Consider the following 26,181-nt stretch of genomic DNA (forward strand, 5'->3'; position numbering starts at 1 on the left):
GGATATGATCTCCTACAGGATGTCGGATAATGAGTGCGTTGACCAAGGCTGAACTGGCAGAGCATCTGCACACGTCGCTTGGATTCTCAAAGCGTGAAGCCAAAATGCTTGTCGAGCAGTTTTTTGACGAAATCCGTGGCTGTCTCAGGGAAAACGAGCAGGTAAAGCTTTCGGGCTTTGGCAATTTTGATCTGCGCGACAAGCGTGAAAGACCTGGTCGCAATCCCAAGACAGGAGAGGAGATCCCTATCTCGGCGCGTCGTGTGGTCACGTTCCGCCCGGGCCAGAAGCTCAAGGCTCTGGTGGAAGAGCACGACAAGGCGTAATCCGTTTCGGTCAAAAAATGACCATGATAATTGCTGTCCTGCTCCTCAAAGCCCCGCTCATGGCGGGGCTTTTCTATATGGCCGTGCAGGAACGGCACCATGATATTATTTCCCAAACTTGAAGAGAGTCATTACAGCTTATGCCCAGTGTAGGAATCTATGTTGCAACGGTTTATGGCGGCGCGCTGGATGTGGCCGAGCAGGTCGCACCTCTGTTTGAGTCGGCGGGATACGATGTCGATATTCATGAAACGCCGATGCTTGATCGGCTGATCGAGCCAAAGCCTGATTTGGCGCTTTTTTGCATTTCCACCACAGGGCGTGGCGATTATCCGGGCAACTTCACCGGGTTGAGCAACGCGCTGGAGCAGCAGCGTCCATCGCTTGAGGGGCTTCTCTATGCGCTGATTGCCATGGGCGACAGCGAGTATGAGGAGACCTTCTGCGGTGCCGGTCGAAAACTGGATGCACTTTTGACCGAGCTTGATGCACATCGTGTGGTAGAACGTCTTGAAGTGGACGCTTCCGAGACGCCGATGGCCGATGATGCGGCGCTGCCGTGGGTCGAGCAGTGGCTGGCAGATCAGTCATGAGCCGGCAGGGATTGCTGGCCAGCGGCGAGCGTATCTCGGTGCTTCTGGGACTGGCCCTGACCATGCTGATGGCGGTGCCGGGCTACTATATCGTTCGTGATAACGAGCGTCTGGTGCTGATCTGTGGCGGCGCGGCAGCGCTGGTGGTCGTGTCTGCCATTCTCTGGCAGCGCGCCTCAAACAGCGTTAGAGCGGATGTCCTCCGGTCACTGAAAAGGCTGCTGCTGTGGCTGGCGGCAGGCATAACGGCCACGGCCCTGTGGCATCTGCTCACAGGTCAGGAGCAGTTCTGGTATCAGTGGCTGCCAAGAGCCATGGTTCTCGGACTTTTGCTGCACGTTGTTTACGGCTGGTGGCGTCCTGCACGGTAATGACGCCACCAGCACGCTGATCGCGTATCAGGCGTTGAGGGTATAGCAGGGTACGTATTCACTGCCCGGCAGCTTCATGCGCCCCTGAGCCACGAAAGAGGTCAGCAGTTCATCAAGGGGCTGCATCAGCTCGCTTTCGGCGTTCAGCCGGAAGGGGCCGTGGCGTTCGATCGCACGTACGCCCTGCTCCTTGACGTTACCTGCCACAATTCCCGAGAAGGCGCGACGCAGATTGGCCGCCAGCTCATGTACGTTCTGGCGGCGGTGAAGCGCCAGGCCGGCCATCGAGTCGTGGTCAGGGATAAAGGGCTGCTGAAAGTCGCGGGGGATTTCAAGACGCCAGTTGAAATAAAAGGCGTCCTGGTGTTCGCGACGAAACGCGGTCACTTCCTCGATGCCATCGCGCATGGCGCGCGCCACGCCGACAGGATCGTCGATCATGATGCGATAGTGCTTTTGTGCCTCGGCGCCCAGCGTAAAGGCGATGAACTCATCGATGCGCCGGAAATAGTCGGCACTGCTGGCAGGGCCGGTAAAGATGATCGGGAAGGGGATGTCAGCATTGCGCGGGTGCAGCAGTACGCCCAGCAGGTAGAGTATCTCCTCTGCGGTGCCGACGCCGCCCGGGAAGATGATGATGCCGTGCCCGACTCGAATAAAGGCCTCGAGCCGCTTTTCAATATCCGGCATGATCACCAGTTCATTGACGATCGGGTTGGGCGATTCGGCAGCAATGATGCCGGGTTCCGAGATCCCGAGATAGCGGCTGTTGCGACGACGCTGTTTGGCGTGGGCCACATTGGCGCCTTTCATCGGTCCTTTCATGGCGCCCGGGCCGCAGCCGGTACAGATGTCCATGTCGCGCAGGCCCAGGTGATAGCCGACCGACTTGCTATAGTCGTACTCTTCACGCGAAATCGAATGCCCGCCCCAGCAGACCACCAGATTGGGATCGCGCGAGGGTTTCATGACGCCTGCGTTACGCAGGATATGAAAGACGGCGTTGGTAATGCCTTCAGCAGAGTCGAGATCAAAACGGCCGTGCTTTTCGATCTCGTTGGAGACGTAGACCACGTCGCGCAGTACCGAAGAGAGCAGCTCGCGGATACCGCGGATCATGCCGCCATCAACGAAGGCATGCGCCGGCGCGTTGGTAAGTTTCAACCGGATCCCCCGATCCTGCTGAATGACCTCGATATCAAAGTCGTGATAGGTCTCCAGAACGCTGCAGCTGTCATCGACCATGGTGCCGTAATTCAGAATGGCCAGTGCGCAGCGGCGCAGTACATCGTGCATCCCGTTGGAAGACGTATCCCGCAGGCGATTGACTTCCTGCTGTGAGAGTACTTCAAGACTGCCTTCCGGAGAGATGGTAGTCGAAATGCGAGTGGCTTCTGTCATCCTCTTCGATATCCTTTTCCTGCGATCAACTAATGCCAGAGCGAACCCTGACGGCAATGTCATCAGGTCGTCCGGCTCAGAGCGTTCTGCCACAGCTCCTCGATGCGTCGGCGATCATCTGCTTCCATGGCATCTTCCATGAAGGTGCTTTCCAGCCACTGTCGATAGGTGGCATCAAAATCCTCGGCTGTCACATCCTCAGGATCGTAATGCGCCATCTCCTGTACAAGCTCGATCTGTGGAATCATGTAGCCCAGCGCAAAAAGATCATCATCGGGGGCCTCGGACTCCATTAAAAGCAGTGTTTTCTTGATGTTTTCGGCGCGTTCCAAAAAGGGATCGGACATGAGGGGTATTCCAGTGACCAGGGGTGTCAGAAAGCATGTTTGTGGATGCTAACACGAGAGCACGGGGAGCTCATGCGAGCCACGGCATTTTCTGATAAGGTAGCCGGTCACGCCGTATCTGTCTGATCAGAAATGAAGATTTTATCTGCCCCGGCCACACACTGCGGTCAGGGCCGTTAGTGAGCTGACAACGCCTCATGTTCAATGCCCAATATTTCAAGACCTTTATCACGCTGGTGGAAACAGGCAGCTTTACCCATACGGCGCACAAGCTGGAAATGACCCAGCCCGGGGTCAGCCAGCATATTCGAAAACTTGAACACTATCTCGACAAGACCCTGCTGCGCCGTCACGGCCGCCGTTTTACCCTGACGGAGTCGGGCAGACGCGCCTATGACTACGCCATTCGACTGTTTGCCGAGCACGAGCAGTTTCGTCATGCGCTGGATGATGAGTCACTCAGCAGCGGTGACTGCCGTATCGCCAGCCCTTCCAGCATCGGGCTGATGTTTTATCCCTTTTCACTGGGATATCAGCAGATCCATACCGGTCTGACGGTCAGCTATAATTTTGCCTTCAATGCCGAAATCGTTCAGGACGTCATGGCTGATCGCTACGATCTGGGGATCGTGACAGACATCACGCGCCATCCTGATCTTGAATATGAACTCTGGCATCACGAACCGCTGTGCCTGGTCGTGCCTGCCGATTTTCGCGGCAACGGCATTCAGGAGCTGCTGGCGCTGGGGTTCTTGAACTACTTTGACGGTATTCACAATGCAAGCCAGGTGCTGCGTGAAAACTACCCCGACGAGTTTCGCTCGATCAGTCATTTCCCGCAGAAGGGGTATACCAACGATGTGGCGGTCGTCCTTGATGCCGTCGCAAGAGGGCTGGGGTTTACCGTCGTACCACGGCCAGTGCTGGAAACCTCGCCCTGGCAGCGTCAGGTACAGGAGGTACCGCTATCGGTACCCGCCTATGAACCACTGTATGTGCTGACCCGCCGGGGCGTTGAACTGCCTCGTCGTTATCGCCAGCTGCTGGATGAATTCCGTGAGCAGCGCCGTAACGCTCTTTATGGCTATGAAGCGCCCGCTGATATGGTGTCTGACGAGCACAACACCTGAAGCTTTCTCCTGTCTGACCTGCCGGGACACGGGGCTTGCAGGCAACAATCCGACAGCGCACATGATCAGGCCGACAGAGCATCTACTCTGTCGGCCTGAATCGTCACGAGCCATTAATCTTCACGATAGTCATCGATGCTTGGGCAGCTGCAGATCAGGTTGCGATCGCCATAGACGTTGTCGACCCGGTTGACGCTGGGCCAGAACTTGGCCGTTTTCGTGTCCTGTGTTGGGAAAGCGGCCTGCTCGCGTGAGTAGGGCCAGGGCCAGTCGTCGCTGTACAGATCAAACTGAGTATGGGGTGCGTTGACCAGCACATTGTTATCGCGGGCGACATCGCCCTGTTCGATGGCACGAATCTCTTGGCGTATGGCTATCATGGCTTCGCAGAATCGGTCCAGCTCATGACGAGATTCGGATTCCGTTGGCTCGATCATGAGGGTGCCTGCCACCGGAAAGGACATGGTCGGGGCATGAAAGCCGTAATCCATCAGACGCTTGGCGATGTCTTCTTCATCGATGCCGCTGGCGGCCTTGAGCGGACGAATGTCAATAATGCACTCGTGCGCCACATGGCCCTTCCGGCCGCGATAAAGAACGCTGTAGTGCTCGCTCAGGCGGTGGGCCACATAGTTGGCATTCAGGATAGCCGCTTCGCTGGCTTCACGCAGACCTCTGGCGCCCATCATGACAATGTAGGCCCAGGAGATCGGCAGAATCAACGCGCTGCCAAAGGCGGCCGAGGCCACGGCGGTGCCGGGTTCGAAGCGGGTCTTTCCCTGACAGTGCACATGGCTTGGCAGATGCGCTGTCAGATGCGCCTTGACGCCGATCGGCCCCATGCCGGGGCCACCGCCGCCATGCGGAATGCAGAATGTCTTGTGCAGATTGAGATGCGAGACATCGCCACCGTAATCGCCCGGTCGACACAGCCCGACCTGAGCGTTCATGTTGGCACCGTCGATATAGACCTGACCACCATGCTGATGCACGATCTCACAGGCCCGGCGGACGCCTTCCTCGAAAACGCCGTGGGTCGAGGGGTAGGTCAGCATGATGGCCGATAGATCGGCGCTGTGCTTTTCGGCCTTTGCCTGTAGATCATCGAGATCGATATTGCCGTTGGCATCACACTCCACCACCACGACCTTCATGCTGGCCATGGCCGCCGAGGCCGGATTGGTGCCATGCGCCGAGGACGGGATCAGGCAGATGTGGCGGTGCCCCTCATCGATGGACTGCTGATAGCGCCGAATGGCCAGAAGGCCGGCATATTCTCCCTGCGCGCCCGAGTTGGGTTGCATGGAAATGGCGTCGTAGCCGGTCACCTCAACGAGATAGTCTCCCAGCTCTTCAATCATTTTCAGATAGCCGGGCACCTGCGATTCGGGGGCAAAGGGATGAATATCGGCGCACTCCGTCCAGGAGAGCGGCACCATCTCGGTGGTGGCGTTAAGCTTCATGGTGCATGAGCCCAACGGGATCATGGCATGGGTAAGCGACAGGTCCCGATTTTCGAGACGCTTAAGATAACGCAGCATCTCCGTTTCACTGTGATAGCGCGAAAAGGTTGGATGCGTCAAAAAGCTCGACTGCCGCTGACAGGATGGCGGCAGTTGCGCGTCAGTCTTTTGCAGCTCGGCATCGATCGCGGCGATATCATGGCCGTGCTGGTCGCCCAGTATCACGGTGAAAAGCGATTCGAGATCCTGCAGGGTGGTGGTTTCATCCAGGCTGATGCCCACGCGGCCATCTTCGCGATAGCGCAGATTATGACCGGCGGCTTCGGCGCGCTGTTGCAGGGTGTCGGCATCATCAACGCGCAGCGTCAGCGTATCAAAGAAGTGCTCGTTTTCGACGTTGATCTGACCGACTTTCAGGCCATGGGCCAGAATCCGGGCCATCCGGTGCACGCGTGTGGCAATGGTGCGAATGCCCTCGGGCCCGTGATAGACCGCGTAGAATCCGGCGATGTTGGCCAGCAATGCCTGAGCCGTACAGATATTGGAGGTCGCCTTCTCGCGGCGGATGTGCTGTTCACGGGTCTGCATGGCCATGCGCAGCGCCGGTTTGCCGTGACGATCGCGGGAAACGCCGATCACGCGCCCCGGCATGGATCGCTTGAGATCATCGTTGACGGCAAAAAAAGCCGCATGCGGGCCGCCAAAGCCCATGGGGACGCCAAAGCGCTGAGCCGATCCCAGCGCAATATCGGCACCCATTTCGCCGGGTGGCTTCAAAAGCGCCAGCGCCAGCAGGTCCGTGGCGACGGCCACCATGATGTTGCGGTCATGGGCACGTTCAATGAGGTCGCCGAGATCCGCGACACGGCCATCCTCGGCCGGATACTGCACCAGCGCGCCGAAGACATCGTACTGCTCGAGCGTCTCGAGGCGGTCAACGATGACCTCAAGGCCCAGCCATTTTGCTCTGGTCTGCACGACGTCCAGAGTCTGAGGGAAAATGTGATCCGCGACGAAAAAGGCCGAGCTCTTGTTTTTTCGATTGGCACGTTTGCATAGCGCCATGGCTTCGGCCGCTGCGGTGGCTTCATCCAGCAGGGAGGCGTTGGCCAGCGCCATGCCGGTCATGTCCATGACCATCTGTTGAAAGTTGAGCAGCCCTTCAAGGCGCCCCTGGGCAATTTCAGGCTGATAAGGCGTATAGGCCGTATACCAGCCCGGATTTTCCAGCACGTTGCGTGCGATGACCGCGGGCATGATGGTGCCGTAATAGCCGGCGCCGATGTGGTTTCTCATCACTCGATTCCGGCCCATCATCCCTTTTAGCCGGGTCAGCGCCTCGAGTTCCGAGACGGGCTCGGCCAGCTCGAGCTCGTTTTTCAAACGAATATCGGGCGGGATGGCGTGATCGAGAAGTTCCGCCATCGAGTCGGCACCCAGTGCCTCCAGCATGTGATGACGTGCCGTGGCGTCGACCCCGATGTGACGGTCAATAAACGCATCATGGGTGAAGAGTTCATTCAGCGAGCGGGAGTCAGCGGCCATGGCATATCCGTAAGGTGACGTATCAGAAGGGTTCTGCAGGGTGCAGCAGACGGATGAACAAACGATGCATCAAAAGCTTGTGACAGCCGGGAGGAGGTCAGCCTCGTGGTGTCAGTCGTAAACGCTATCGGTCGTCGCGATCAGTCGTTTTCTTCATTGGCGACAAGCTCGGTATAGCCATCGGCATCCATCAGCGATTCGAGTTCATCGGGTTCGGCCAGGCGAATCTTGATCAGCCAGGCATCGTCATAGGGACTTTCGTTGAGGCTTTCAGGAGCGTCTTCGAGCAGCGTATTGACGCCGAGCACCTCGCCGCTCAGCGGCGCATAAAGGTCGGAAGCGGCCTTGACCGATTCGACCACACCGAACTCCTCACCGGTTGTGATGGTGCTGCCCACTTCGGGTAGCTCCACAAACACCACATCGCCCAGTGCCTGCTGGGCATGATCGGTAATGCCGATGGTAACGGTGCCATCGCCATTGTCCTGAACCCATTCGTGGCTGTCCGAATAGCGAAGGTTAGAGGGGATCTGGCTCATGTTGTATGTCCTGTTCAATGCCAAGATGACGGATGGCGAAACATCCCGGGATAACGAGGCTGACCTGCCTATAGGGTGGCTTCAGGCGGCCTGCTCGTCCACTGCTGATTGCGGATCGGCAATTTTGTCACGTCAGCGTGTTTCCGATCGGAAACTTTTTGCTTATCGTAACGTTGCCAATTACTGACCGAAAGGGGCAGACGTGAAAAACGTCGGCCTCTGATATGCCTTGCCATGACATCAGGAGAGTCAGCCTGTAGATTCTCATGAAGCGCCAGTAACGAATGGTGTTCATTGGATAATGACGTCAATAACAAATACGGGGATATCGGTCATGGATGTTTTACAGGGACTGGTGGAAGGTATTAACGGCGTGGTCTGGGGACCACTGATGCTGGTGCTGCTGCTGGGTGTCGGGCTTTATCTGCAGATAGGACTCAAGGGCATGCCGGTGCGCAATATCGGCCGCGCCTTTGCCCTGCTCTGGCAGGGGCGTACGCCGGGCGAAAAGAGCAGCGGCGAGATTTCATCGTTCAACGCGCTGATGACGTCGCTGTCGGCCACCATCGGTACGGGCAATATTGCCGGCGTGGCCACCGCCATCGCGCTGGGTGGCCCAGGAGCCGTATTCTGGATGTGGATGACGGCACTGGTAGGCATGGCCACCAAATACGCCGAAGCGGTCTGCGCCGTAAAGTATCGCGAGCGCGATGACCACGGCAATTTCGTGGGCGGGCCGATGTATTACATCAAGAACGGCCTCGGCAAGCGCTTTGCCTGGCTGGGGGTACTGTTCGCTTTGTTCGGTACGCTGGCGTCCTTCGGGATCGGCAATACCGTTCAGGCCAACTCGGTCGCCGATGCGCTGTCGACCTCGTTCAATATTCCCACGTGGGTCACCGGTCTGGTCATCATGGTACTGGCAGGTGCGGTGATTCTTGGCGGCATCCAGCGTATCTCAAGCGTTGCCGGTCGTCTGGTGCCGTTCATGGCCGTGGCCTATCTGCTGGCGGGTCTGGTCGTATTGGCCATCAATTATGCCGCTGTACCCGATGCCCTCTGGTTGATCGTTCGTCATGCCTTCACGCCCATTTCGGCCGCTGGCGGCTTTGCCGGTGCCGCCGTCGCTGCGGCCATTCGTTTCGGCGTGGCGCGAGGCGTTTTCTCCAATGAAGCCGGTCTTGGTAGTGCACCGATCGCCCACGCCGCAGCGCAGACCAATAGCCCCGTCAGGCAGGGCATGGTGGCGATGCTGGGGACCTTTATCGATACCATCGTGGTCTGCTCGATCACGGCGCTGGCCATTGTGACTTCCGGGCAGTGGCTCGAGGGGGATTCCGGTGCTTCGCTGACGTCGCTCGCCTTTCGTACGGCCCTGCCCGGACCGGGCGACTATATCGTGGCCATCGCGCTGGCGATTTTTGCCTTTACCACCATCCTGGGCTGGTCTTACTACGGTGAACGGTGCTTTCAGTATCTCTTTGGCAGCGGCGCCGCGCGCTTTTATCGCATCGTTTTTGTGCTGGCAATTCCTGTCGGGGCAATGGCACACCTTGATTTCATCTGGCTGCTGGCGGATACCTTCAATGCCCTGATGGCGATCCCCAACCTGATTGCGCTGGCGCTGTTGTCACCGGTTGTGTTCAGGCTGACACGGGAGCATTTTGCCGAGCAGAGTGGTGGTCAACGTCAGAAATAGGCGGATGCCACAGGCGTGTCCTGTTCAAGAGGGCACGCCCGTGGAGCAATTTACATTCATGAATCGGGTCTGGAGGAGTTATGTCAACCCTGCATCGAACGCCGCTTTACAGGCTCTGGCAACAGCGTGGAGCAAAGTTCGTTCCTTTTGCCGGCTACGAGATGCCAGTGCAGTTCGACATGGGGATCAAGCGCGAGCATGAGCATACCCGGCACCAGTGTGGTCTATTCGATGTCTCGCACATGGGTCAGATGCTGATCCGGGGAAGTCATCCCGCACAAGCGTTGGAGCGCGTGTCTCCGATCGATGCCGTTGGCATTGCGCCCGGACGTCAGCGTTACGGCCTTTTTACCAGCAACGTGGGCGGTATTCATGATGACTTCATGGCGGTCAATGCCGGTGACCATCTTTATCTGGTGGTCAACGCGGCGTGTCGCGCCTCGGATGCAGCACTGCTGAGAAGCGGGCTGGGGGATGAAGGGGCGCTTGAAGTGCTCGAGGATCGGGCGCTACTGGCGCTTCAGGGGCCCATGGCGCGTGAGGTCATGCGCAGGCTGTGTCCACAGGCGGCAGCACTGACCTTCATGCAGCACGCCCGATTCGAGATTATGGGACATGAGCTCTGGGTCAGCTGTTCAGGATATACCGGGGAAGATGGTTTTGAGCTGTCGGTGCCCGATGACGGTGCCATCGAGATCGCCGAGTGGCTGCTGGAGCAGGAGGCGGTGGCCCCCATTGGTCTGGGCGCACGTGACTCGCTGCGTCTTGAAGCAGGTCTTTGCCTGTATGGCCACGACATGGATGGAGATACGACGCCCATTGAAGCCTCTCTTGGCTGGGCGATCGGCAAGGCACGGCGACAGGGCGGTGCGCGTGAAGGCGGCTTCCCGGGGGCTGATGTCATCCTGACTCAGCAGGGCAATCAGGATACCGATTACGTCAGGGTCGGGCTGAAAGCCGACGGCAGGGCGCCGGTGCGCGAAGGCGTCGAGCTTTTCAATGCCAGTGGTGACCCCATCGGCAGGGTCACCTCCGGCACCTTTGCGCCGTCCATTGGCGTTCCGGTCGCCATGGGCTATGTTCGACGCGAATTCAGCGAGCCCGGTCAGACCCTGCAGGCCGAGGTTCGCGGCCGGCGCCTGGACATGAGCGTCACGTCGATGCCTTTTGTCACCACCCATTATTATCGTGGTTAGCCAAAAACCTGAAAGGCCCTGTTTAACAGGGCCTTTTCGATGAGAAGCGAGATGTGAGGGTCTTAAACCAGCCACATGGCAGGGTTGGGCCAGAATAGCAGGGCAAACAGCACCAGCAGTTGCAGGGCGATAAAGGGCAGCAGCGATACAAAAATGTCCTTGAGGCTGATTTCCGGGGGGGCAACCCCCTTGAGATAGAACGCAGCGGGGCCGAAGGGTGGGGAAAGGAACGACACCTGCATATTGACGGCAAACAGGATGCCGAACCATATCGGGCTATAACCCAGCTGAACAATGATGGGGACAAAGATTGGCAGGGTCAGCATTGCGACCCCGATCCAGTCGAGGAACATCCCCAGCACCAGCAAAATGCCCATCATCACCAGGATGATGACGATCGGGGAGACGTCGAGTCCCATGATCATGCCTGATATGAAGCGGTTACCGCCCATCAGGTTATAAACCCCGACCAGCGCTGCTGCGCCGATACCGATCCAGATGATCATGCCGCAGGTCATGAGCGTCTGACCAAGACTTTCGTGCATGGTCTTGAACGAGAACTCACCGCGCAGCACGATCGCCAGCAACACGCCGAACACGCCCATGGCTGCTGCTTCAGTGACCGAGGCAACACCGTCATAGATCGAGCCCAGAACAAGCACCGCAATCAGTGCCGGTACGATGATGGCCTGTAGTGCCTTGCCCCTGGTGGCGAAGGTCTCGCGGCGGTCTTTTTCGGACAACGGAGGACCAAGGCTGGGGTTTTTCAGGCAGCGCGCCAGTACATAGCCGATGTAGGACAGCATCAGGATCACGGCCGGGGTAATGGCGGCGGTAAACAGATCGGCAATGGAAACGCTGGCAATCAGCCCGTAGATGATCAGTACGATCGAAGGCGGCATCATGGTGCCCAGTGAGCCGCCGGCACAGACAACGCCGATGGACAGATGCTTGTCGTATCCCAGTCGTAGCATCTGTGGCAGAGCAAGAATGCCCAGCAGGACAATTTCCCCACCGATAATTCCCGAAAGTGCCGCCAGAAAAAACGCCACGATCACGGTCTGTACTGCAACGCCGCCGGGCAGGCGCCCTGCAAATACACGCATGGCATTGAACAAGTCCTTTGCAATACCGGAGCGGTCCAACAGCGACGCCATCAACACGAACATCGGCACTGCCACCAGTGAATACTCGGTTACAAAGCCATAGATGCGGCTGGTGACCAGCGGCATGGCCATTGGCCCGAACCAGCCAAAGGTAAAGGCCAGTGCGACCAGACCGGTAATGAAGGCCAGCGGCAGGCCGGTAATCAAAAGGGCGAAGATTGCCCCGACCATTAAAATCGTACCGTCGGCAATGGTCATGACGCGTTCTCCCCGTCATTGTGTCGTGCCTCGGCAGATTTGCCCCGAAGAGACTGAATGAAATGGACCAGCGACTGCACGCACATGACCATCAGCGCGACCATGATGATGCCTTTCACCAGTGCCGGAAATGGCGGATTCCATGAAGTACCCGAGCGCTCCAGCTGCCAGTCCCCCATGGGGTTGTGCGAGGCATCCCAGAACATGGTGAAGGCGGCGTAACTCATTGCGAGACAGAACCCGAAAGTGACCAGATCGTTGAAACGATCCAGCCATGAACGCAGCCGTGGCCCGGCACTGTCATAGAGCACGCGCACCCGGATATGACGATTGCTGGCCAGGGCTGCCGGGCCGCCAAGAGCAAAGCTGACGGCCACCAGCATCACCACGCTTTCATGCACCCAGGAGGTCGGGGAGTTGAAGCCATAGCGCATGAGAACTTCATACACACTGATGGCCATGGCCGCAAAAACCAGCCAGGCCGCACCGCGGGCACACCACACGACGCCGCGATCGAGAACGCTGCGCACCGGGTCTGGAGCATGATCAATATGATCAGGGTTGGAGCGAGCGAGTTCCTCCTCGCCAGCCTCGACAACGCCATGCTGTCGTTGAGGGCCTGTAGACATGAGACAGCCTCTGCATCAGAGAAAATTGATCGGAGGATGGCACGGCCATGTCGTGCATCCGGCCGTGCCTGCGCAAGGACTGTTCAATCAGGATGACGTGTCTGTTGCTGCATTGCTGTCTTCGGCGGGCAGCAGATTGTGCGCCTGAAGATAGGCCACGACCGAGTCATAGTATTCACGGGTGATGTCGTTGCGTTCAGCCCACTCGGCCCACTCCTTGCGGGCGATATCGCGGAATTTCGCCCGCTCTTTTTGAGACAGATCAATGATCTCGATGTCTGGATTCTCGCGGGCCTGTCGTACGGCTTCCAGATCGCGTGTCTTGAGCTCGGCGACCATTTCATACGCCAGTGCATCCACTGATGTGGTCAGTATGGTCTGCAGATCGGCCGGCAGGCTCTGCCAGATATCATTGTTGATCGAGACCGCGACCATGGGCAGGGAGTGGAAACCGGGATAAAGCGGATAGGGCGCAAAGTCATGCAGGCCCTGAGCCTGATTGGTAGCAAAAACAGTGTAATCGGCGGCATCGATGACGCCTTTTTCAAGGCCTGTATAGACCTCCGAGCCCGGCAGGTTGACCGGTGTGGCACCTGCCTTTTCAAAAATGTTGTAGACCATGCCCTCCGGTGCTCTCAGCTTGAGCCCCTTCATGTCGGCAATGGAATGTACCGGCTTGCTGGAAGGCAGAGACTCAAGGCCGGTCGCCGCGGCACCGATCAGGTGAAGGCCGTAGGGTTCGACCAGCTTGTTATAGAGTACCTCGCCACCAGCATTATTCATGTAATCGAGAAAGTCGTAAGGATCGCTCCAGGCTCCGACCAGATTACCCATCATCCCGAAAGCAGGATTCTGGCCGGTGAAGTAGCTGGGGTCGGTCAGATGCCCCTGCAGGATGCCGGAACGCACTGCCTGCAGCGTTTGATTGGCCTGTACCACGGCGCCAACCGGTAATATCTCGATGGCGATGCGGCCATCCGACATTTTCGATACGTTGTCTGCCCACGCCTTTTTCATTTCGAACTGGGGCTCACCAGACGTCTCCGATGTCTGGAAGGTCCATTCATACTCGGCGGCCTGGGCGTTAAATGCGGCACTGCCAAGTGCCACAAGGAGGCAGGCTTTTAATGGAAAACGTATAGACATGATGGGTTCCCTTTACCGTTGTTATTGATGTATTCCCGGTAGCGCCGGGCCGCTATCAAAGCAGATCGCGTGAACGCAGAAATTCGGTGGCCGAATCATGGATTTTCTGTGTCATTTCATTGCGACCGGCCCATTCCTGCCACTCCTTCTCGGCGGCCTGACGAAACTTTTTGCGCTCTTCCGGCGGCAGATCCAAGGGGTGTACGTTGGGGTCCTGCTCGAGTTTCGCCAGCGTCTCCAGATCCTGCTCCTTGAGGCGTGCGATCAGGTCATAGGCCATGCGATCGAAGGCCGTCTTGAGCGTGACCTGCAGATCTTCCGGCAGACCGTCCCAGATCTGCTTGTTGATCGACACGGCGATCATGGGCATGGAGTGAAAACCGGGGTAGAGCGGGTAAGGAGCGAACTGATGAAGCCCCTGAGCATCGTTGTTGGAAAGCACGGTAGAGTCGGCCGCATCAATCACGCCCTTTTCCAGACCGGTATAGACTTCGGAGCCAGGCAGATTGACCGGTGTTGCCCCGATCCGCTCGAAAATGTTGTAGACCATCCCTTGTGGGGCACGAATCTTCAGACCCTTGAAATCCTCGATGGTCTTGATCTCTACCGTGGAAGGCACGGACTCCAGCGGGAAGGTGGCCGCTGAGATCAGATGCACGCCGTAGGGCTCGACCAGCTCGTTATAGAGCTCTTCGCCGCCGGCATATTTCATGTATTCAAGAAAGTCATAGGGGTTTTGCCATGCGCCGACCAGATTGCCCAGCATGCCAAAAGCCGGGTTCTGACCCGAAAAATAGCTGGGATCTGTCATGTGTCCCTGCAGGATCCCCGCGCTTACCGCCTGAAGGGTTTCGGTTGGACCCACCACGGCATTGATCGGCATTACTTCAATGGCGATGCGACCATCGGTCATGGTTTCGATCCTGTCGGCCCACTCCTGTTTGATCTTGAAGCTGGGCTCACCAGAGGTTTCAGAAGCCTGAAACTTCCATTCGTATTCGGCGCTATAGGCGTTGAGCGATAAAGTACCCAGCACGAGAAAGGCACCAGCTTTCAGCCAGGGGGGATTCTTCATGGGCGTGCTCCGTTGAACTAGGCGGGCAGGAAAAACGACGGGCCTTCAAGCCTTGCATGCTCGGCAATGTGGTGCGCCATAGTCCCCGTCCGGTTTTTATAATCATGTCGGACACAGCATTCAGTAATACGGCGTAGCTGGCTGTAAGACGTTAGTCCGGAGCGTTACCAAAGTTAAAGAAGGCAGAGCTGGCGGAAGAATCCGTTCCGGCAGTAAGGGGGGAGCTGGGTCGTCATGACATGAATCACGCCACTGAGTGCGGATCCGTGACAATTTCTACTTGTAAAAAAGCCGGCGCTCTTGCGAGCGCCGGCTTACAGATCATTTCTCAGTGCGGTGTCATTGGTTACATGCCAAACAACATGCCGCGCAGGGCAACAATGATTAGTGCCATGCCGTGTGCCAGCACAAAGCCGATCAGGGCGCCGGCGATGACATCGGTGATGTAGTGCAGCCCAAGAATGATGCGCGACAGCATGACCAGTACGGCGAAGGGGGCCACCACAATCAGCATCTGAGGCACAAAAAGTGCTGCCAGGGTGGTAAACATCACCGCATGCAGTGTATGGCCGCTTGGGAAACTGTAGCGATCCAGTGGCGGCATGGTGCAGGGGATTTCAAAGGAGATGTAGGGCCTTTCACGACACAGCCTGTTCTTGAGCAGACGGTAGAGAATGCCGCCTACTGCGGCTGAAAGACCGAAACAAACGCCCAGAAACCAGCCGTACCACCACTGTGTCAGTAGCGGAATGCACAGGCACATTGCAATCCAGGCCGGTGCATCGCCCAGTCGGCTGGCCCAGCGCAGGACAAAAAGAAGGGGACGATAGGCACCGAGGCGAGCCAACCGGTTACACGCCTTCCACTCGAGCGTGTCGAGCCTTTTGAACACTGGAATAAGTCGTTCACCTGCCATCGTTCACCTCCTGTGCCTGAAGCAGATAGTCAATAAAGGCATCGCCAATCTTTGGCCAGCCCAGTGTATGTACCCGCTCGCAGGCAGTACGCCCCATCTCCCGCGCAGAGTCCATATCGTGGCAAAGGGTCACTGCCGCCTCGATAAACTGCGCCGGTTGATCGGGGGCGGCAAGCTTACCGTGTCTGTCCTCACAAATCAGCTCGCCTGCGGCGGCATAGTCAAAGGCCACGACGGCCAGTCCGCTGGCCATCGCCTCGGTGACCACATTGCCAAACGTTTCCGACAGCGACGGAAACAGAAAGATATCCGCGCTGGCGTAGTGTCTTGCCAGCGCTTCGTCGCGCTGAAACCCGGCAAACTGTGCCCATGGCAGCCGTTCTTCCAGTAGAGAACGCTGCGGACCATCACCGACCAGTACCGCCCTGAGATCAGGCTGGTGCCTGCGCATGGCCTCAAGCGTATCGATCAACAGCAGCACATTTTTTTCAGCTGCCAGCCGTCCCACGTAGAGTGCAACGGGGGTATGGTCATCCGCGTCCCATTGCGCTCGCAGCGACGTGTCACGGTGAGAGGGCGAGAAACGCTCGCAGTCCAGCCCTCTACTGAGCACCTTAACATTGTCATAACCGTATTGGGTGAGATTGTCCGCCTGGGCTTTGGTCGGCACCAGTGTCATGGTCGAACGATTATGGAAACGGCGTAGAAAGGGCCTCACCAGCGGTGCCAGCACCTTCAGCATGATGTAGTGACGGCTGTACTGGTCAAAGTTGGTATGAAAACCGCTGATGACGGGGATGCACATGCGGCGCGCCTGATTCAGCGCCGTCAACCCGAGCGGGCCTTCGGTGGCGATGTAGATGACATCGGGTCGATGGGTCCGCCAGAGTCCTGCCACCCTGCGCCGGGCCGGCAGCCCCATGCTGACGCCGTCGTAATCCGGAATGGGGATGGCACCGACCTGCAGCTCCTCGCTCATGAGATCGTCATGATGAGCGGTCCGCGGTCTCGGGCGAATCAGCTGCAGTGCTATGCCACGCGCATGCAGATGGCGCGACAGATGGCCCAGCGTATGCGTGACGCCGTTGATTTCGGGTGCCCAGGTTTCGCTCACAAAAGCGACCTTCAAGGATGAACGGTGATCAGGGTGACGTTGTCCAGTGTCGTCATCGTTCATGACAGTCGCAGGGCGATCCGGTGACGTTTTTGTATCGTGTGTCATCGCACAATCTGCCTGGGGTTGAAGGGGCGTCCGGCGTTGCGGGTATCAAACAGCAGGTCATGGCGACCGGTGCCGGCGTCGCGACGTATTTCGCACACAGGCGTTCCTGCATTGATCCGCTGTCCATTGCTGACCTCAAGGCGGTCACACTGGGCATACACACTTTGCAGATTCTGGTCGTGATGGATGATCACGACGCCCCCGAGCTGGCGCATGGTGCCGGCGAAGCGAACAGTGCCGGAGGCAACGGCGCGGGCGGTTCGATCGCTGCCGGCAGAAATGAGCATGGGCTGCAGGGCATCGCGGCCGTCTTTGCCGAATTCGCGCTGAACCTGACCGCCGCGCAGGGGCCATGACCAGGGGCCGGCCCCCTTCGGCAGGGCGCTGACAGGTGCCGGGGTGGTCCGGGCGCCGGCAGTCCCGCTGGGCCGGGAGGCCGAGGCATTGCCAACAGGAACGGTCAGCATCTGGCCGATGCGTAGACGGTTGGGGTCGATACTACGGTTGGCAGCGCTGATGCGGCTGCTGGAAGTGCCGAAATGGCTGGCAATGCGGCCCAGTGTGTCGCCGCTTCTGACTGCGTAGCGATACTGGCCGTCCCCCGGAGCACGCTCGTTACGACCGGGAAGCATCAGTTGCTGGCCGATGCGCATGTCGTTGGACCTGACCGCCGGATTGAAGCGCTGAAGACGCAGCAGTGGAATGCCGGCCTGTCGGGCAATGGCACTCATGGTGTCGCCACGCTGGACGGTGATGTAGCCGGCCTCGCCGCCACCGCCGGCGTTACGCCCCGCGCAGCCGGCCAGCAAAAGAAGCACTACCAGGATCAGGAGTCGGTGGTACATGAAAGCTGCTGATCCTTTTCCTGCCATAGTGCGTTGATCCATGCCTGAAAGCGTTCCCTGTAATGCGTGTCGTTGAGGTAGTCACCGCCGGGCATCCAGTCAGGGATATCCCGTCGTCCTGCCCTCAGGTCGATGACCGCGCTTTTGCCACATAGCAGATCCCGAAAGCGGGTTCGGCCATGGCGATAATCAAGAGTGACGTCGATGATGCCCGAGAGCTCGTGCCCCATCGCCGTCATGACCAGGGCGCAGCCGCCGGCCCGCGGTTTGAGTAGATGGCGATAGGGGCTCTGTTGCTGTTCATGTTTAGTGCGGGTAAAGCGCGTGCCTTCGGCAAAGTTGTAGATGGTAACAGGCGTACGATCGATTTGGGTCAGCAGTTTTCGGGTGGCTTGTAGATCGTGACGGGCCAGATGCGGTCGACGCTTCAACTGCGCGGCACTGTAGCGTCGCATCATGGGAAACTCGAGCGCCCACCAGGCCAGCCCGAGCACGGGCACCCAGATCAGCTCACGCTTGATGAAAAAGCGCGGCATCGGCAGGTGATCATGCAGGGCGTACAGCATGACAAACACGTCCGTCCAGCTGCGATGGTTGGCAATGACCAGCCAGTGACGCTGTCGCGACAGCGTATCGGGGATCGAGATGCGCCACTCTGGCTTGAGCCAGTGCCGTATCCAGACATTGTTGCCGGTGATCCAGAGGCTGGCGATCCTGTTCAGGCCGCCAAGCAGACGCCGCTGCATCGAGGGGAAGGGAAGGATCACCTTTAAAAGACTGAAAAGAATCAGCGGTATGCCCCAGAACAGCGTATTGCTGACCAGCAGCGTGATACTGATGATGCCCTTGAGCCATGCCATGGTATGCCGATCCTTGTTGCAGTGCCCGTATCCTAATGGATCGTCCCTGTCGGGCCCAGTCGGTATGACACTGCGCTGTCGGGGGCACTACAATGCCGACCCGCCTGAAACGTAGCGACCTATCCATTACCACGGGAGTATTGAGTGCGGAATCTGCCATCGACATTACCAGTCCTGTTCATCTGTGAAATCTTCTTTTTGCTGGGCCATGGTCTGATCATGACCCTGCTGGGCGTGCGCATGTCGCTGGAAGGGTTTCCCTCGCAGATGGCCGGGCTATTGATGTCGAGCTTTTCTCTCGGCTTTGTGGTGGGCAGCTATCTGCTTGAAAAACGGATTCGCTCGGTGGGCCATATTCGCGTGTTTTCCGCCTGCGCCGCAGTACTTGCCGTCACTGCCATGCTGCACGGGCTGTGGGTCAATCCGTGGGCATGGCTTTTCTGGCGTCTGTTTGGCGGTGCCGCGACGGCCGGGCTGCTGATGGTCATGGAGTCATGGGTTTCGGGAGAATCCAGCAACGACAATCGGGGACGGGTGCTGGCGATCTATCTGGTCATCTCCACCACTTCGCTGGCGGGCGGACAATGGCTGCTCAACGTCGCGGATCCGGCAACGATGGTCCTGTTCAGCGTGACGGGCATCCTGTTTGCACTCTCTCTTATACCGTTATCCATTGATCGCATTCACGGGCCGGTGCGCTCCGGACACGAAACCGCGCTCAAGCTGCCGCTCAAAACGCTTTACAAGCGCGCCCCCGTGGGGCTGGCAGGGGCCTTTGCGGCCGGCATGATGGTACAGGCCTTTTTTGCGATGACGCCGTACTACGGCCAGGAAATCGGGCTGTCGACCGGTCAGACCGCTCGGTTCATGTCCATTACGACTCTGGTAGCGCTGGTGGCGCAGTGGACGCTGGGGCGCATTTCCGACCGGCTTGATCGGCGCAAGGTGATCCTGTTCATGGCGCTGGTCATGGCCATATCAGGAGGCGTCATTTCCATGGTGGCGCGCGTCGACTATCTGTTTCTGCTGCTCGTGGCCTGTCTGCACACGGCCATGCTGCATACCCTTTACTCTCTGAGTCTTGCCCATACCAATGACTGGCTGGAGCCGGAGGAGGTCATTCAGGCCAATGCCAAACTTCTGATCTGGTACGGGATTGGCTCGATCGTCGGGCCGTTCAGCGCATCACTGGCCATGCAGTTTTTCGGCCCTGATGGGCTCTGGATGTTTCTGGGGTGTGTGTCGCTGTTGCTGGCGGGATTTATTCTCACGCGCCTGCGAGGCCGCCGCAGCTGGGCCCCTGAAGTGGCTCAGGAGCCCTGGGTGCCGACCGCGCCGATGGAGACCTCTCACTACGTAGAGCTGGATCCGCGCTATGAACCGCATCAGTTCGAGCTCGAGTTTGGCGTGGAACACGGTCAACAATAGCGGCCGGTGGCAGTTTCAGCTCTGTGGCAGATGAGCGATCGCCGATTGCACGCCCTGGCGGTAGCTGCCGCCAAACATGTACAGGTGGTTGAGCAGCGGATAAAGCTGGAACAGCGCGCGTCGGCGTGGCCAGTCCCCGGGGGCGTCCCCGTCCCAGTAGGCCTCATAAAAGGCATCGGCCGGGCTGCCAAAGAGTTCCAGCAGAGCAAGATCTGCGTCAGGGTAATGGCGATAAATCGCCGGATCGATCAGCGTCGGGCCCTGTGTGCTGAAATGCACGTTACCGGACCAGAGATCGCCATGCACCAGGCTGGCCGGGGCATCCGGCAGCCAGCTTTCCAGCGCGTTGGCAACGCTTGAAATCTGATCAAACAGTGCACGATCCATGCGTTTTTTCTGCAGACACTTCTCCGCCATCGGTAGCAGGCGACACTCGCGCTGAAAAACGCGCCCGTCGTTGTAACCGGTGTTGAGCTGTGGTGTGGTGCCGGCAAAATTATCGCGGTGCCAGCCATGTTCAGCGCTGGTATGGGCGTGCAGGGCGCGAAGCCCGCGACCAAAGGCCTCGTGCGCCTGCCGATCGGGCCGGGCCGGTGGCAACCAGGTCATGACCAGAGCACCGGGCAGCTCGCCCACGATATCCGGAATGATCAGACCGGTGTCCGCTTGCCGCAGTGCTTTCAGGCCGTCGGCCTCTGCTTCAAGACCCTCGGACTCGGCGTGTTTGACCACTACATCGCCACTGGCCGTGGTGACCCGCCAGACCTGTCCGATATCGCCGCCACCGAGTGGCTCTGGGACGTTTGTGGCGTGAATGCCAAGCGCCTCAAGCGTGGCCTGTGGTGTTGATGACGTCATGACGCGCTGCTCCCGTATCGACATGAGAAATGTCTTTCCAGCGTAGCAATGACATAAAAGCGGATTAAGCCGGCGCTCGATCAGCTCTGATCCGGCGCGTCATCGTCATGCCCCCGGCGTCCTGGCGCATCCCGGTGATGGTGGTCTCTCTCCTCGCTCTGAAACAGCTTGTAGAACTCCTCGATGGCGGCACGATCGCTTTCCAGCAGCTGGGCGTTGTCGTTGCGGTATTGATAGGACTCTTCGAACAGACGAACGTCAAAGTCGCGGAAGGTTCTGACCGCCTGGCTGGCACTGGCGCTGGGATAGCCCAGACCGACCAGCACTTCCTGGGAAAGCTCGAGACTGGCCGCAAAGGTTTCCCGTACGACGACTTCCACACCCAGCTCCTGCAGGCGCCAGGCATGGTGGCGGTTACGGGCACGGGCATGAATGCTCAGGTCGGGATAATTTTCTCGCACCAGCCTTGCGATGGTCAGCGAGGCCTGTTCGTCATCCACACAGATGATCAGCATACGGGCGCGGTCGATACCCGCCGAGCGCAGCAGCTCCAGTCGGGTGGCGTCGGCATAATAGATGCGCGAGCCAAACTGGCGAATGAACTCGACCTGGCGAATGTTGGGGTCCAGCGCTGTAAAGCGCACGTTCTGCATCTTGAGCACGCGCGCCACCATCTGCCCGAAACGTCCCAGCCCGGCGATGATGACGGGAGGCTCATCATCGGGGAACTGATTGTCCCAGCCGGTCGTGGGCTTGAGTCGATTCCCCAGGCGCGTGCCCAGCGTATACAGAAAGGGCGTGCACGCCATCGAGATCGTTACGGCCGCAATACAGAGACTGGCGATGCGCTGTTCGAAGACGCCGGCGGCCACGGCCGTGGTCAGCAGGACGAAATCAAACTCGCCCCCCTGGGCAATCACGGCTGCCAGCCTTGGAATGTTCTGACGCGGCAGGCGCGCAATGACGCCGACCACGCAAAGCACCAGTATCTTGACGACCAGAATGGCCAGCGTGATGCCGATCACTGTCAGCAGATTGTGCAGCACCAGCACCAGGTCGACCGACATGCCGACCGATAGGAAAAAAAGCCCCAGCAGAATGCCCTTGAAGGGCTCGATGTTGGCTTCAAGCTCATGTCGATAGGGCGTATCCGCCAGCAGAACCCCCGCCAGAAAGGCACCCAGCGCCATGGAAAGACCGGCCTGTTCCATGACCCAGGCCGTGCCCAGCACCATGAAAAGGGCGGCGGCGGTAAAGACTTCGTGCACCTCGCTGCGGGCGACGACGCGCAGCACGCGCGGAAAGACAAAGCGACCGACCAGCAGTGTGGCCACCACGATCGCGGTGGTTCTGGCAATCGTCAGCCACAGATTGGCGTCTTCAGCGCCGCCGTTGCCGGCAAGAATGGGGATGACCGCCAGCAGTGGAATGACCGCCAGGTCCTGAAACAGCAGGATGGCGAAGGCGCTCTGGCCATGAGGGCTGGCAAGATGCTGATGCTCGGTCAGAAGCTGCAGGGCAAAGGCCGTGGAGGAGAGCGCCAGCGTCAGCCCCAGCAGTATCGAGGCGGCCTGCCCCAGACCCAGCATGAACCCCAGCGGGGTCAGCAGCAGGCCGGTCAGCAAAAGCTGAAGGCTCCCCAGCCCGAAAAGACGCCCGCGCAGGCGCCAGAGCCTGGATGGCTCCAGCTCCAGCCCGATCACGAACAGCAGCATGACCACGCCGATTTCGGAAACATGAAGGACCGACTCGGGGTCGGCAATAAAGCCGCTGATGGAAGGCCCCAGAATCAGCCCCGCACACAGATAGCCCAGTATCGATCCCAGACCAAAGCGTGCAAACAGGGGAACGGCCAGCACGGCAACGCCCAGCATGACCGTCGCTTCAAACAGAAAATGCATGGTGGGCTCTCCAGGCGATTCGGGGCGGGGGGCGAAAACAGCCGGGACTGTCATGGGATTGACCGTGCCGGCCGGTCGCGTCAAAGACGATCAAACGTCAGCGATACTGCCCGCTGTCGGCCTTTTCGATCAACGCCTTCAGCGGCGAATAGATGTCCGGAGTGCAGGCCAGCAGATTCTCGCCGTAGAGCTCTGAAGAGATGCCTTCCGGGCAGTCATAGACATGACCGATACGCGCGCCGGCTTCTCGTGCAATCATGGCACCGGCGGCAAAGTCCCAGGGGGAGCTGCTTTCATAATAGCCATCCAGTCGGCCACAGGCCACGGCGCAAAGGTCCAGTGCAGCGGCGCCGTTGCGACGGATGTCGCGGCAGTTTTCAAGCACCGCATGCAGGCGTCTGAGCAGCGGGAAGCGGGCGTCGCGGTCATAGGGGAAGCCGGTACCGATCAGGGAATCATCAAGCTTGCGCGTCCCGCTGACCGAGATTGGATCGTCGTTGCACCAGGCACCGCCACCACGAAGCGCGCTGAAGGTTTCGTTCAGAAAGGGGGCATGAACGACACCCATCTGTACACGTCCTCGATCGGCCCAGGCGATGGACACTGCAACATGATGATGGCCATGGGCAAAGTTGACGGTGCCATCAATGGGGTCCACGACCCATAGCGGCCTGTCCTCCCCGAGATTGTGACGCCCGGGCGAGAGCTCTTCCGTCAGGCGAGCTTCCCCCGGGAACAGCGACTCAAGCTGCTCGTTGATATAGCGATCAACGGCAACATCGATGTCGGTCACCAGTTCATTGCCATGCTTGATGTTGCGCTGAAGGCTACCTCCCTCACGCGCTTCCCTGATACGTCGTCCAGCCTCATGGGCGATACGGGTGGCCTGCTCGAGGCGCTCTTCAAGGGTCATGCAAACTCCTGTCAGATGTTGTCGTTAAAGATGGGTTGCTTGCAGGGCATGACTCAGCGCTTGACCGGGCGTTTTTGCAGCTTGCGCTGCAGGGTGCGCCGGTGCATGCCCAGGCTGCGGGCGGTGGCAGAGATATTGCCGTCGTTTTCCTGCAGGACGCGCTGGATATGCTCCCAGGTCAGTCGATTGACCGAGGGCGGATTTTCGGCAATCTCGGCATCCGGATTGCCTTCCTGAGCATCGAGAGCCTGCAACACCTCGCTGACCTCGACCGGCTTGCAGAGATAGTTCACGGCACCAAGCTTGATCGCCTCGACGGCCGTGGTAATGCTTGAATAGCCGGTCAGGATCACGATTCGACAGGCCGGGCTGATCGAGAGCAGCGTCGGCAAGAACTGCAGTCCCGAGCCTTCCTCGAGCTTCAGATCCAGCGTTGCGTACTCGGGCGGCCGGTGCTGGGCGAGCTGGCGGGCTTCTTCAATGGTGGCCGCCAGCATGACATCGAATTCCTGGCGCGTCAGAGCGCGCTCCATGATTTGGCGAAAGACGGGGTCGTCGTCAACGACCAGAAAGGAGGCCTTTTCGTGCATGACGTTCATTCCTGTGACATGGAAGCGGGCACGGCCGGATTGGCGTCCGGATGCGGCAGCCTGACCTCGGTCAGCGTGCCCCCTTCGGTCTGGTTGTAGAGACTGACGCTGCCACCGAAACGGTCCAGCGTCGAGTGAGTCAGAAACAGCCCGATGCCCAGTCCTCTGGACTGGCCGGAGATAAAGCCTTCTCCCATGCGACGGGCAATTTCCATCGAAATGCCCGGGCCATGATCGACAATCGAAATGACGATCCGGCGCGTGTCTTCCTTGAAGGAACTTTCACTCAGGGATATGGCGATATCCTGCGGATTGGCATCGGCGGCGTTGTTGAGCAGGTTCATGATGGCCTGATCCAGTGTCGGGTCGGCCATCAGCGGTATCGCGCGATGCTCGATGTCGATCGTATGAGTGACATCGGGGCGCATCACCAGCCAGCGCTGAATCAGCGTTTCGAGCCAGTCGGCGGCATTGACGCGGGCGGGCGGGTCGCTCTGGCGGCGTTCGGCGCTGGCCACTAGCTCGCGCAGGTGACGCTTGCAGGTATCGACCTGGCTGCGCAACAGATCAAGATCGGCGCGCTGCGTGTCGGTGACGGGCTCGGATTTCATCTCCTCGATCAGCATGATCATGGTGGACAGCGGTGTTCCCAGCTCATGCGCGGTACCGGCTGCCTGACTGGCCACGGCCAGAATCTGCTCGTTGCGCAGGGCAGCTTCGCGCGTGTGGGACAGCATGCGATCGCGTTGGCGCAGGGTATCGGCCATGCGAAAGATCACGAAGGTGATGAGCCCGGCGCACAGGGCAAAATTGAGCCACATGCCCAGAACATTGAGCGTCAGAAGGCTGTCGCCGATCGTATGGCGAAGTTCCGGCACCGGCTCGAAAAAGACCATGAGCATCGAGTAGGCCAGAAAGGCCGAGGCCGCCGTAATGCAGGCATGGCGCCATGGCTGGGTCGCCGCCGCCATGGCCACGGGAATCAGATAATAGGTAATGGCCGGGTTGGTCGCGCCGCCGGTGTAATAAAAGATCAGTGTCAGGCCCGTCACATCGATAAGCAGATGAATCAGATACTCGATATCGGTGACCTGACGCGTCTGACCGAGCCGCCACCAGGTTGCCACGTTGAAAAGTCCCATGGCAACGATAATGGCGATGATCGGTACGATCCGGAGCTTGAAGTTCATGACCTCGATGCCAAAGAGGATCACGACCAGAAAGCAGGTCCAGGTAATACCGCGGGCGATGGTCAGTCGTACCAGGTTACGAGCCGGAGTGGTCAGCAGTAGCGGCTGCGTCATGAGCGTCCAGAGCGAAGAATGTAGCCGTATGTGTCCATGATATCGCAATCACCATGGGGGCGTGGAGTAAAGAATCGGTCAGGCGTGTGGCGGTTATTCAAACACTGGCGCTGCGGTACGATCGCGCCTAACGTGAGAAGAGCCGGGCGGGCACCCGGAACGATCCTGACATGCCCGCTCGGCCCTGCGCCTCGAAGGAGGAGATGATCATGATGATGCAATCCCGTGTTGATGCCTGTCGTATCCCCCCGATGGTCATGAGCGAACCGCCGGTCCAGCCACCGGATCCGGAGCCGCATTCGCCGCCCGAAGAGCCACCACGGCCGCAGGAGCCGCCGGTAGAGGAGCCACCGCTGGAAGAACCGCCATTGCAGGATCCGCCGCCGTCCCAGCCTCCGCCTGAAGTACCGCCGGAACAGACACCCCCCTATCAGTCCTGATATTGATATCGGGGCACGAACGCTTTGTTTACTCGACAGCCGATCCCGCGGGGTCGGCTTTCTGCGGCCCGTTTGACCGA

The 26,181-nt window shown here is 58.9% G+C and carries 25 protein-coding genes; 8 read left to right on the forward strand and 17 right to left on the reverse strand.

Annotated elements, in window-relative coordinates; all coding sequences use genetic code 11:
- Nucleotides 1–29 precede the first annotated feature (29 nt).
- The 3 genes from BM079_RS00395 to BM079_RS00405 all read left to right on the forward strand — a co-directional run bounded on the left by BM079_RS00395 (nucleotide 30) and on the right by BM079_RS00405 (nucleotide 1,290).
- Nucleotides 30–326, forward strand: coding sequence for an integration host factor subunit alpha (locus BM079_RS00395; protein WP_090129721.1), 297 nt, complete (start codon nucleotides 30–32; stop codon nucleotides 324–326).
- A gap of 140 nt (nucleotides 327–466) precedes the next feature.
- Entirely contained in the window at nucleotides 467–919 is a 453-nt protein-coding gene (locus BM079_RS00400; protein ID WP_090129723.1) for a flavodoxin domain-containing protein, read from the forward strand.
- A complete protein-coding gene (locus BM079_RS00405) occupies nucleotides 916–1,290 on the forward strand; it encodes a hypothetical protein (RefSeq protein ID WP_139215226.1) in 375 nt (124 codons plus the stop codon). Before BM079_RS00400 ends, BM079_RS00405 begins: the two co-directional genes overlap by 4 nt.
- A 27-nt stretch (nucleotides 1,291–1,317) precedes the next feature.
- Here the strand turns inward: BM079_RS00405 and ppnN are convergent, their stop codons facing one another.
- Together ppnN and BM079_RS00415 are read right to left on the reverse strand one after the other, a co-directional pair.
- On the reverse strand, nucleotides 1,318–2,691 hold the full coding sequence (ppnN, locus tag BM079_RS00410; RefSeq protein ID WP_090129726.1) for a nucleotide 5'-monophosphate nucleosidase PpnN: 1,374 nt from the start codon (nucleotides 2,689–2,691) through the stop codon (nucleotides 1,318–1,320).
- Nucleotides 2,692–2,753: 62 nt separating this feature from the next.
- Nucleotides 2,754–3,038 (reverse strand): YfcL family protein, encoded by a 285-nt coding sequence (locus BM079_RS00415; protein WP_090129728.1) that lies wholly within the window; start codon nucleotides 3,036–3,038, stop codon nucleotides 2,754–2,756.
- 197 nt (nucleotides 3,039–3,235) lie between these two features.
- Here BM079_RS00415 and BM079_RS00420 point away from each other — a divergent pair, with 197 nt between their 5' ends.
- Nucleotides 3,236–4,168 carry a LysR family transcriptional regulator gene (locus BM079_RS00420; RefSeq protein ID WP_090129730.1) on the forward strand — a complete coding sequence of 311 codons (933 nt, stop codon included), beginning with the start codon at nucleotides 3,236–3,238 and terminating at the stop codon, nucleotides 4,166–4,168.
- A 113-nt stretch (nucleotides 4,169–4,281) separates the two neighbouring features.
- On the opposite strand, the gene gcvP is transcribed toward BM079_RS00420, so the two are convergent.
- Both gcvP and gcvH read right to left on the reverse strand, forming a co-directional pair.
- Nucleotides 4,282–7,176, reverse strand: coding sequence for an aminomethyl-transferring glycine dehydrogenase (gene gcvP, locus BM079_RS00425; RefSeq protein ID WP_090129732.1), 2,895 nt, complete (start codon nucleotides 7,174–7,176; stop codon nucleotides 4,282–4,284).
- Between the two features lie 140 nt (nucleotides 7,177–7,316).
- Nucleotides 7,317–7,715, reverse strand: a complete 399-nt coding sequence (gene gcvH / locus BM079_RS00430; RefSeq protein WP_090129734.1) for a glycine cleavage system protein GcvH — start codon at nucleotides 7,713–7,715, stop codon at nucleotides 7,317–7,319.
- A 334-nt stretch (nucleotides 7,716–8,049) separates the two neighbouring features.
- Here gcvH and BM079_RS00435 point away from each other — a divergent pair, with 334 nt between their 5' ends.
- Nucleotides 8,050–9,414, forward strand: a complete 1,365-nt coding sequence (locus BM079_RS00435) for an alanine/glycine:cation symporter family protein (RefSeq protein WP_090129737.1) — start codon at nucleotides 8,050–8,052, stop codon at nucleotides 9,412–9,414.
- Nucleotides 9,415–9,494: 80 nt separating this feature from the next.
- The gene (gene gcvT, locus BM079_RS00440; RefSeq protein WP_090129739.1) at nucleotides 9,495–10,610 is read left to right on the forward strand and encodes a glycine cleavage system aminomethyltransferase GcvT; all 1,116 of its coding nucleotides are present in this window, start codon (nucleotides 9,495–9,497) and stop codon (nucleotides 10,608–10,610) included.
- Between the two features lie 62 nt (nucleotides 10,611–10,672).
- Here the strand turns inward: gcvT and BM079_RS00445 are convergent, their stop codons facing one another.
- From BM079_RS00445 to BM079_RS00480, 8 genes are all read right to left on the reverse strand, one after another.
- Nucleotides 10,673–11,974 carry a TRAP transporter large permease gene (locus BM079_RS00445; protein ID WP_090129742.1) on the reverse strand — a complete coding sequence of 434 codons (1,302 nt, stop codon included), beginning with the start codon at nucleotides 11,972–11,974 and terminating at the stop codon, nucleotides 10,673–10,675.
- Complete coding sequence (locus tag BM079_RS00450) at nucleotides 11,971–12,603, reverse strand: TRAP transporter small permease subunit (RefSeq protein WP_090129744.1); 633 nt, start codon at nucleotides 12,601–12,603, stop codon at nucleotides 11,971–11,973. The genes BM079_RS00445 and BM079_RS00450 overlap by 4 nt, the downstream gene beginning before the upstream one ends.
- An 87-nt stretch (nucleotides 12,604–12,690) precedes the next feature.
- On the reverse strand, nucleotides 12,691–13,749 hold the full coding sequence (locus tag BM079_RS00455; protein WP_090129746.1) for a TRAP transporter substrate-binding protein: 1,059 nt from the start codon (nucleotides 13,747–13,749) through the stop codon (nucleotides 12,691–12,693).
- A gap of 55 nt (nucleotides 13,750–13,804) precedes the next feature.
- Nucleotides 13,805–14,824, reverse strand: coding sequence for a TRAP transporter substrate-binding protein (locus tag BM079_RS00460; RefSeq protein ID WP_090129747.1), 1,020 nt, complete (start codon nucleotides 14,822–14,824; stop codon nucleotides 13,805–13,807).
- 346 nt (nucleotides 14,825–15,170) lie between these two features.
- Entirely contained in the window at nucleotides 15,171–15,740 is a 570-nt protein-coding gene (locus BM079_RS00465) for a phosphatase PAP2 family protein (RefSeq protein ID WP_090129749.1), read from the reverse strand.
- Nucleotides 15,730–16,854: a glycosyltransferase family 4 protein gene (locus BM079_RS00470; protein WP_322787928.1), complete on the reverse strand. Its 1,125-nt coding sequence runs from the start codon at nucleotides 16,852–16,854 to the stop codon at nucleotides 15,730–15,732. The genes BM079_RS00465 and BM079_RS00470 overlap by 11 nt, the downstream gene beginning before the upstream one ends.
- Nucleotides 16,855–16,958: 104 nt before the next feature.
- Complete coding sequence (locus BM079_RS00475; RefSeq protein ID WP_175489545.1) at nucleotides 16,959–17,807, reverse strand: M23 family metallopeptidase; 849 nt, start codon at nucleotides 17,805–17,807, stop codon at nucleotides 16,959–16,961.
- The gene (locus BM079_RS00480; protein WP_090129754.1) at nucleotides 17,789–18,667 is read right to left on the reverse strand and encodes an acyltransferase; all 879 of its coding nucleotides are present in this window, start codon (nucleotides 18,665–18,667) and stop codon (nucleotides 17,789–17,791) included. The genes BM079_RS00475 and BM079_RS00480 overlap by 19 nt, the downstream gene beginning before the upstream one ends.
- Nucleotides 18,668–18,811: 144 nt before the next feature.
- Here BM079_RS00480 and BM079_RS00485 point away from each other — a divergent pair, with 144 nt between their 5' ends.
- A complete protein-coding gene (locus BM079_RS00485) occupies nucleotides 18,812–20,095 on the forward strand; it encodes an MFS transporter (RefSeq protein WP_090129756.1) in 1,284 nt (427 codons plus the stop codon).
- Nucleotides 20,096–20,110: 15 nt separating this feature from the next.
- Here BM079_RS00485 and BM079_RS00490 read toward each other — a convergent pair whose 3' ends face one another.
- The 5 genes from BM079_RS00490 to BM079_RS00510 form a co-directional block, all read right to left on the reverse strand.
- Nucleotides 20,111–20,953, reverse strand: a complete 843-nt coding sequence (locus BM079_RS00490; protein WP_090130735.1) for a fructosamine kinase family protein — start codon at nucleotides 20,951–20,953, stop codon at nucleotides 20,111–20,113.
- A gap of 80 nt (nucleotides 20,954–21,033) precedes the next feature.
- Complete coding sequence (locus BM079_RS00495; RefSeq protein ID WP_090129758.1) at nucleotides 21,034–22,854, reverse strand: monovalent cation:proton antiporter-2 (CPA2) family protein; 1,821 nt, start codon at nucleotides 22,852–22,854, stop codon at nucleotides 21,034–21,036.
- Nucleotides 22,855–22,951: 97 nt separating this feature from the next.
- The gene (locus tag BM079_RS00500; RefSeq protein WP_090129760.1) at nucleotides 22,952–23,767 is read right to left on the reverse strand and encodes an inositol monophosphatase family protein; all 816 of its coding nucleotides are present in this window, start codon (nucleotides 23,765–23,767) and stop codon (nucleotides 22,952–22,954) included.
- 53 nt (nucleotides 23,768–23,820) lie between these two features.
- Complete coding sequence (locus tag BM079_RS00505) at nucleotides 23,821–24,357, reverse strand: response regulator transcription factor (RefSeq protein ID WP_090129762.1); 537 nt, start codon at nucleotides 24,355–24,357, stop codon at nucleotides 23,821–23,823.
- A 5-nt stretch (nucleotides 24,358–24,362) separates the two neighbouring features.
- A complete protein-coding gene (locus BM079_RS00510; RefSeq protein ID WP_090129764.1) occupies nucleotides 24,363–25,661 on the reverse strand; it encodes an ATP-binding protein in 1,299 nt (432 codons plus the stop codon).
- Between the two features lie 209 nt (nucleotides 25,662–25,870).
- Between BM079_RS00510 and BM079_RS00515 the strand changes: the two genes are divergently transcribed.
- The gene (locus BM079_RS00515) at nucleotides 25,871–26,101 is read left to right on the forward strand and encodes a hypothetical protein (RefSeq protein WP_139215227.1); all 231 of its coding nucleotides are present in this window, start codon (nucleotides 25,871–25,873) and stop codon (nucleotides 26,099–26,101) included.
- Nucleotides 26,102–26,181: the final 80 nt, after the last annotated feature.

The organism is Kushneria avicenniae, assembly GCF_900112585.1.
In the GTDB taxonomy this organism is placed as follows: domain Bacteria; phylum Pseudomonadota; class Gammaproteobacteria; order Pseudomonadales; family Halomonadaceae; genus Kushneria; species Kushneria avicenniae.

What these genes read in the sequence shown, in the direction of transcription:
- BM079_RS00395 (WP_090129721.1), top strand. Translation starts at nt 30, where the DNA reads ATGAGTGCGTTGACCAAGGCTGAACTGGCAGAGCATCTGCACACGTCG.
- BM079_RS00400 (WP_090129723.1), top strand. Translation starts at nt 467, where the DNA reads ATGCCCAGTGTAGGAATCTATGTTGCAACGGTTTATGGCGGCGCGCTG.
- BM079_RS00405 (WP_139215226.1), top strand. Translation starts at nt 916, where the DNA reads ATGAGCCGGCAGGGATTGCTGGCCAGCGGCGAGCGTATCTCGGTGCTT.
- ppnN (WP_090129726.1), bottom strand. Translation starts at nt 2,691, where the DNA reads ATGACAGAAGCCACTCGCATTTCGACTACCATCTCTCCGGAAGGCAGT.
- BM079_RS00415 (WP_090129728.1), bottom strand. Translation starts at nt 3,038, where the DNA reads ATGTCCGATCCCTTTTTGGAACGCGCCGAAAACATCAAGAAAACACTG.
- BM079_RS00420 (WP_090129730.1), top strand. Translation starts at nt 3,236, where the DNA reads ATGTTCAATGCCCAATATTTCAAGACCTTTATCACGCTGGTGGAAACA.
- gcvP (WP_090129732.1), bottom strand. Translation starts at nt 7,176, where the DNA reads ATGGCCGCTGACTCCCGCTCGCTGAATGAACTCTTCACCCATGATGCG.
- gcvH (WP_090129734.1), bottom strand. Translation starts at nt 7,715, where the DNA reads ATGAGCCAGATCCCCTCTAACCTTCGCTATTCGGACAGCCACGAATGG.
- BM079_RS00435 (WP_090129737.1), top strand. Translation starts at nt 8,050, where the DNA reads ATGGATGTTTTACAGGGACTGGTGGAAGGTATTAACGGCGTGGTCTGG.
- gcvT (WP_090129739.1), top strand. Translation starts at nt 9,495, where the DNA reads ATGTCAACCCTGCATCGAACGCCGCTTTACAGGCTCTGGCAACAGCGT.
- BM079_RS00445 (WP_090129742.1), bottom strand. Translation starts at nt 11,974, where the DNA reads ATGACCATTGCCGACGGTACGATTTTAATGGTCGGGGCAATCTTCGCC.
- BM079_RS00450 (WP_090129744.1), bottom strand. Translation starts at nt 12,603, where the DNA reads ATGTCTACAGGCCCTCAACGACAGCATGGCGTTGTCGAGGCTGGCGAG.
- BM079_RS00455 (WP_090129746.1), bottom strand. Translation starts at nt 13,749, where the DNA reads ATGTCTATACGTTTTCCATTAAAAGCCTGCCTCCTTGTGGCACTTGGC.
- BM079_RS00460 (WP_090129747.1), bottom strand. Translation starts at nt 14,824, where the DNA reads ATGAAGAATCCCCCCTGGCTGAAAGCTGGTGCCTTTCTCGTGCTGGGT.
- BM079_RS00465 (WP_090129749.1), bottom strand. Translation starts at nt 15,740, where the DNA reads ATGGCAGGTGAACGACTTATTCCAGTGTTCAAAAGGCTCGACACGCTC.
- BM079_RS00475 (WP_175489545.1), bottom strand. Translation starts at nt 17,807, where the DNA reads ATGTACCACCGACTCCTGATCCTGGTAGTGCTTCTTTTGCTGGCCGGC.
- BM079_RS00480 (WP_090129754.1), bottom strand. Translation starts at nt 18,667, where the DNA reads ATGGCATGGCTCAAGGGCATCATCAGTATCACGCTGCTGGTCAGCAAT.
- BM079_RS00490 (WP_090130735.1), bottom strand. Translation starts at nt 20,953, where the DNA reads ATGACGTCATCAACACCACAGGCCACGCTTGAGGCGCTTGGCATTCAC.
- BM079_RS00495 (WP_090129758.1), bottom strand. Translation starts at nt 22,854, where the DNA reads ATGCATTTTCTGTTTGAAGCGACGGTCATGCTGGGCGTTGCCGTGCTG.
- BM079_RS00500 (WP_090129760.1), bottom strand. Translation starts at nt 23,767, where the DNA reads ATGACCCTTGAAGAGCGCCTCGAGCAGGCCACCCGTATCGCCCATGAG.
- BM079_RS00505 (WP_090129762.1), bottom strand. Translation starts at nt 24,357, where the DNA reads ATGCACGAAAAGGCCTCCTTTCTGGTCGTTGACGACGACCCCGTCTTT.
- BM079_RS00510 (WP_090129764.1), bottom strand. Translation starts at nt 25,661, where the DNA reads ATGACGCAGCCGCTACTGCTGACCACTCCGGCTCGTAACCTGGTACGA.
- BM079_RS00515 (WP_139215227.1), top strand. Translation starts at nt 25,871, where the DNA reads ATGATGATGCAATCCCGTGTTGATGCCTGTCGTATCCCCCCGATGGTC.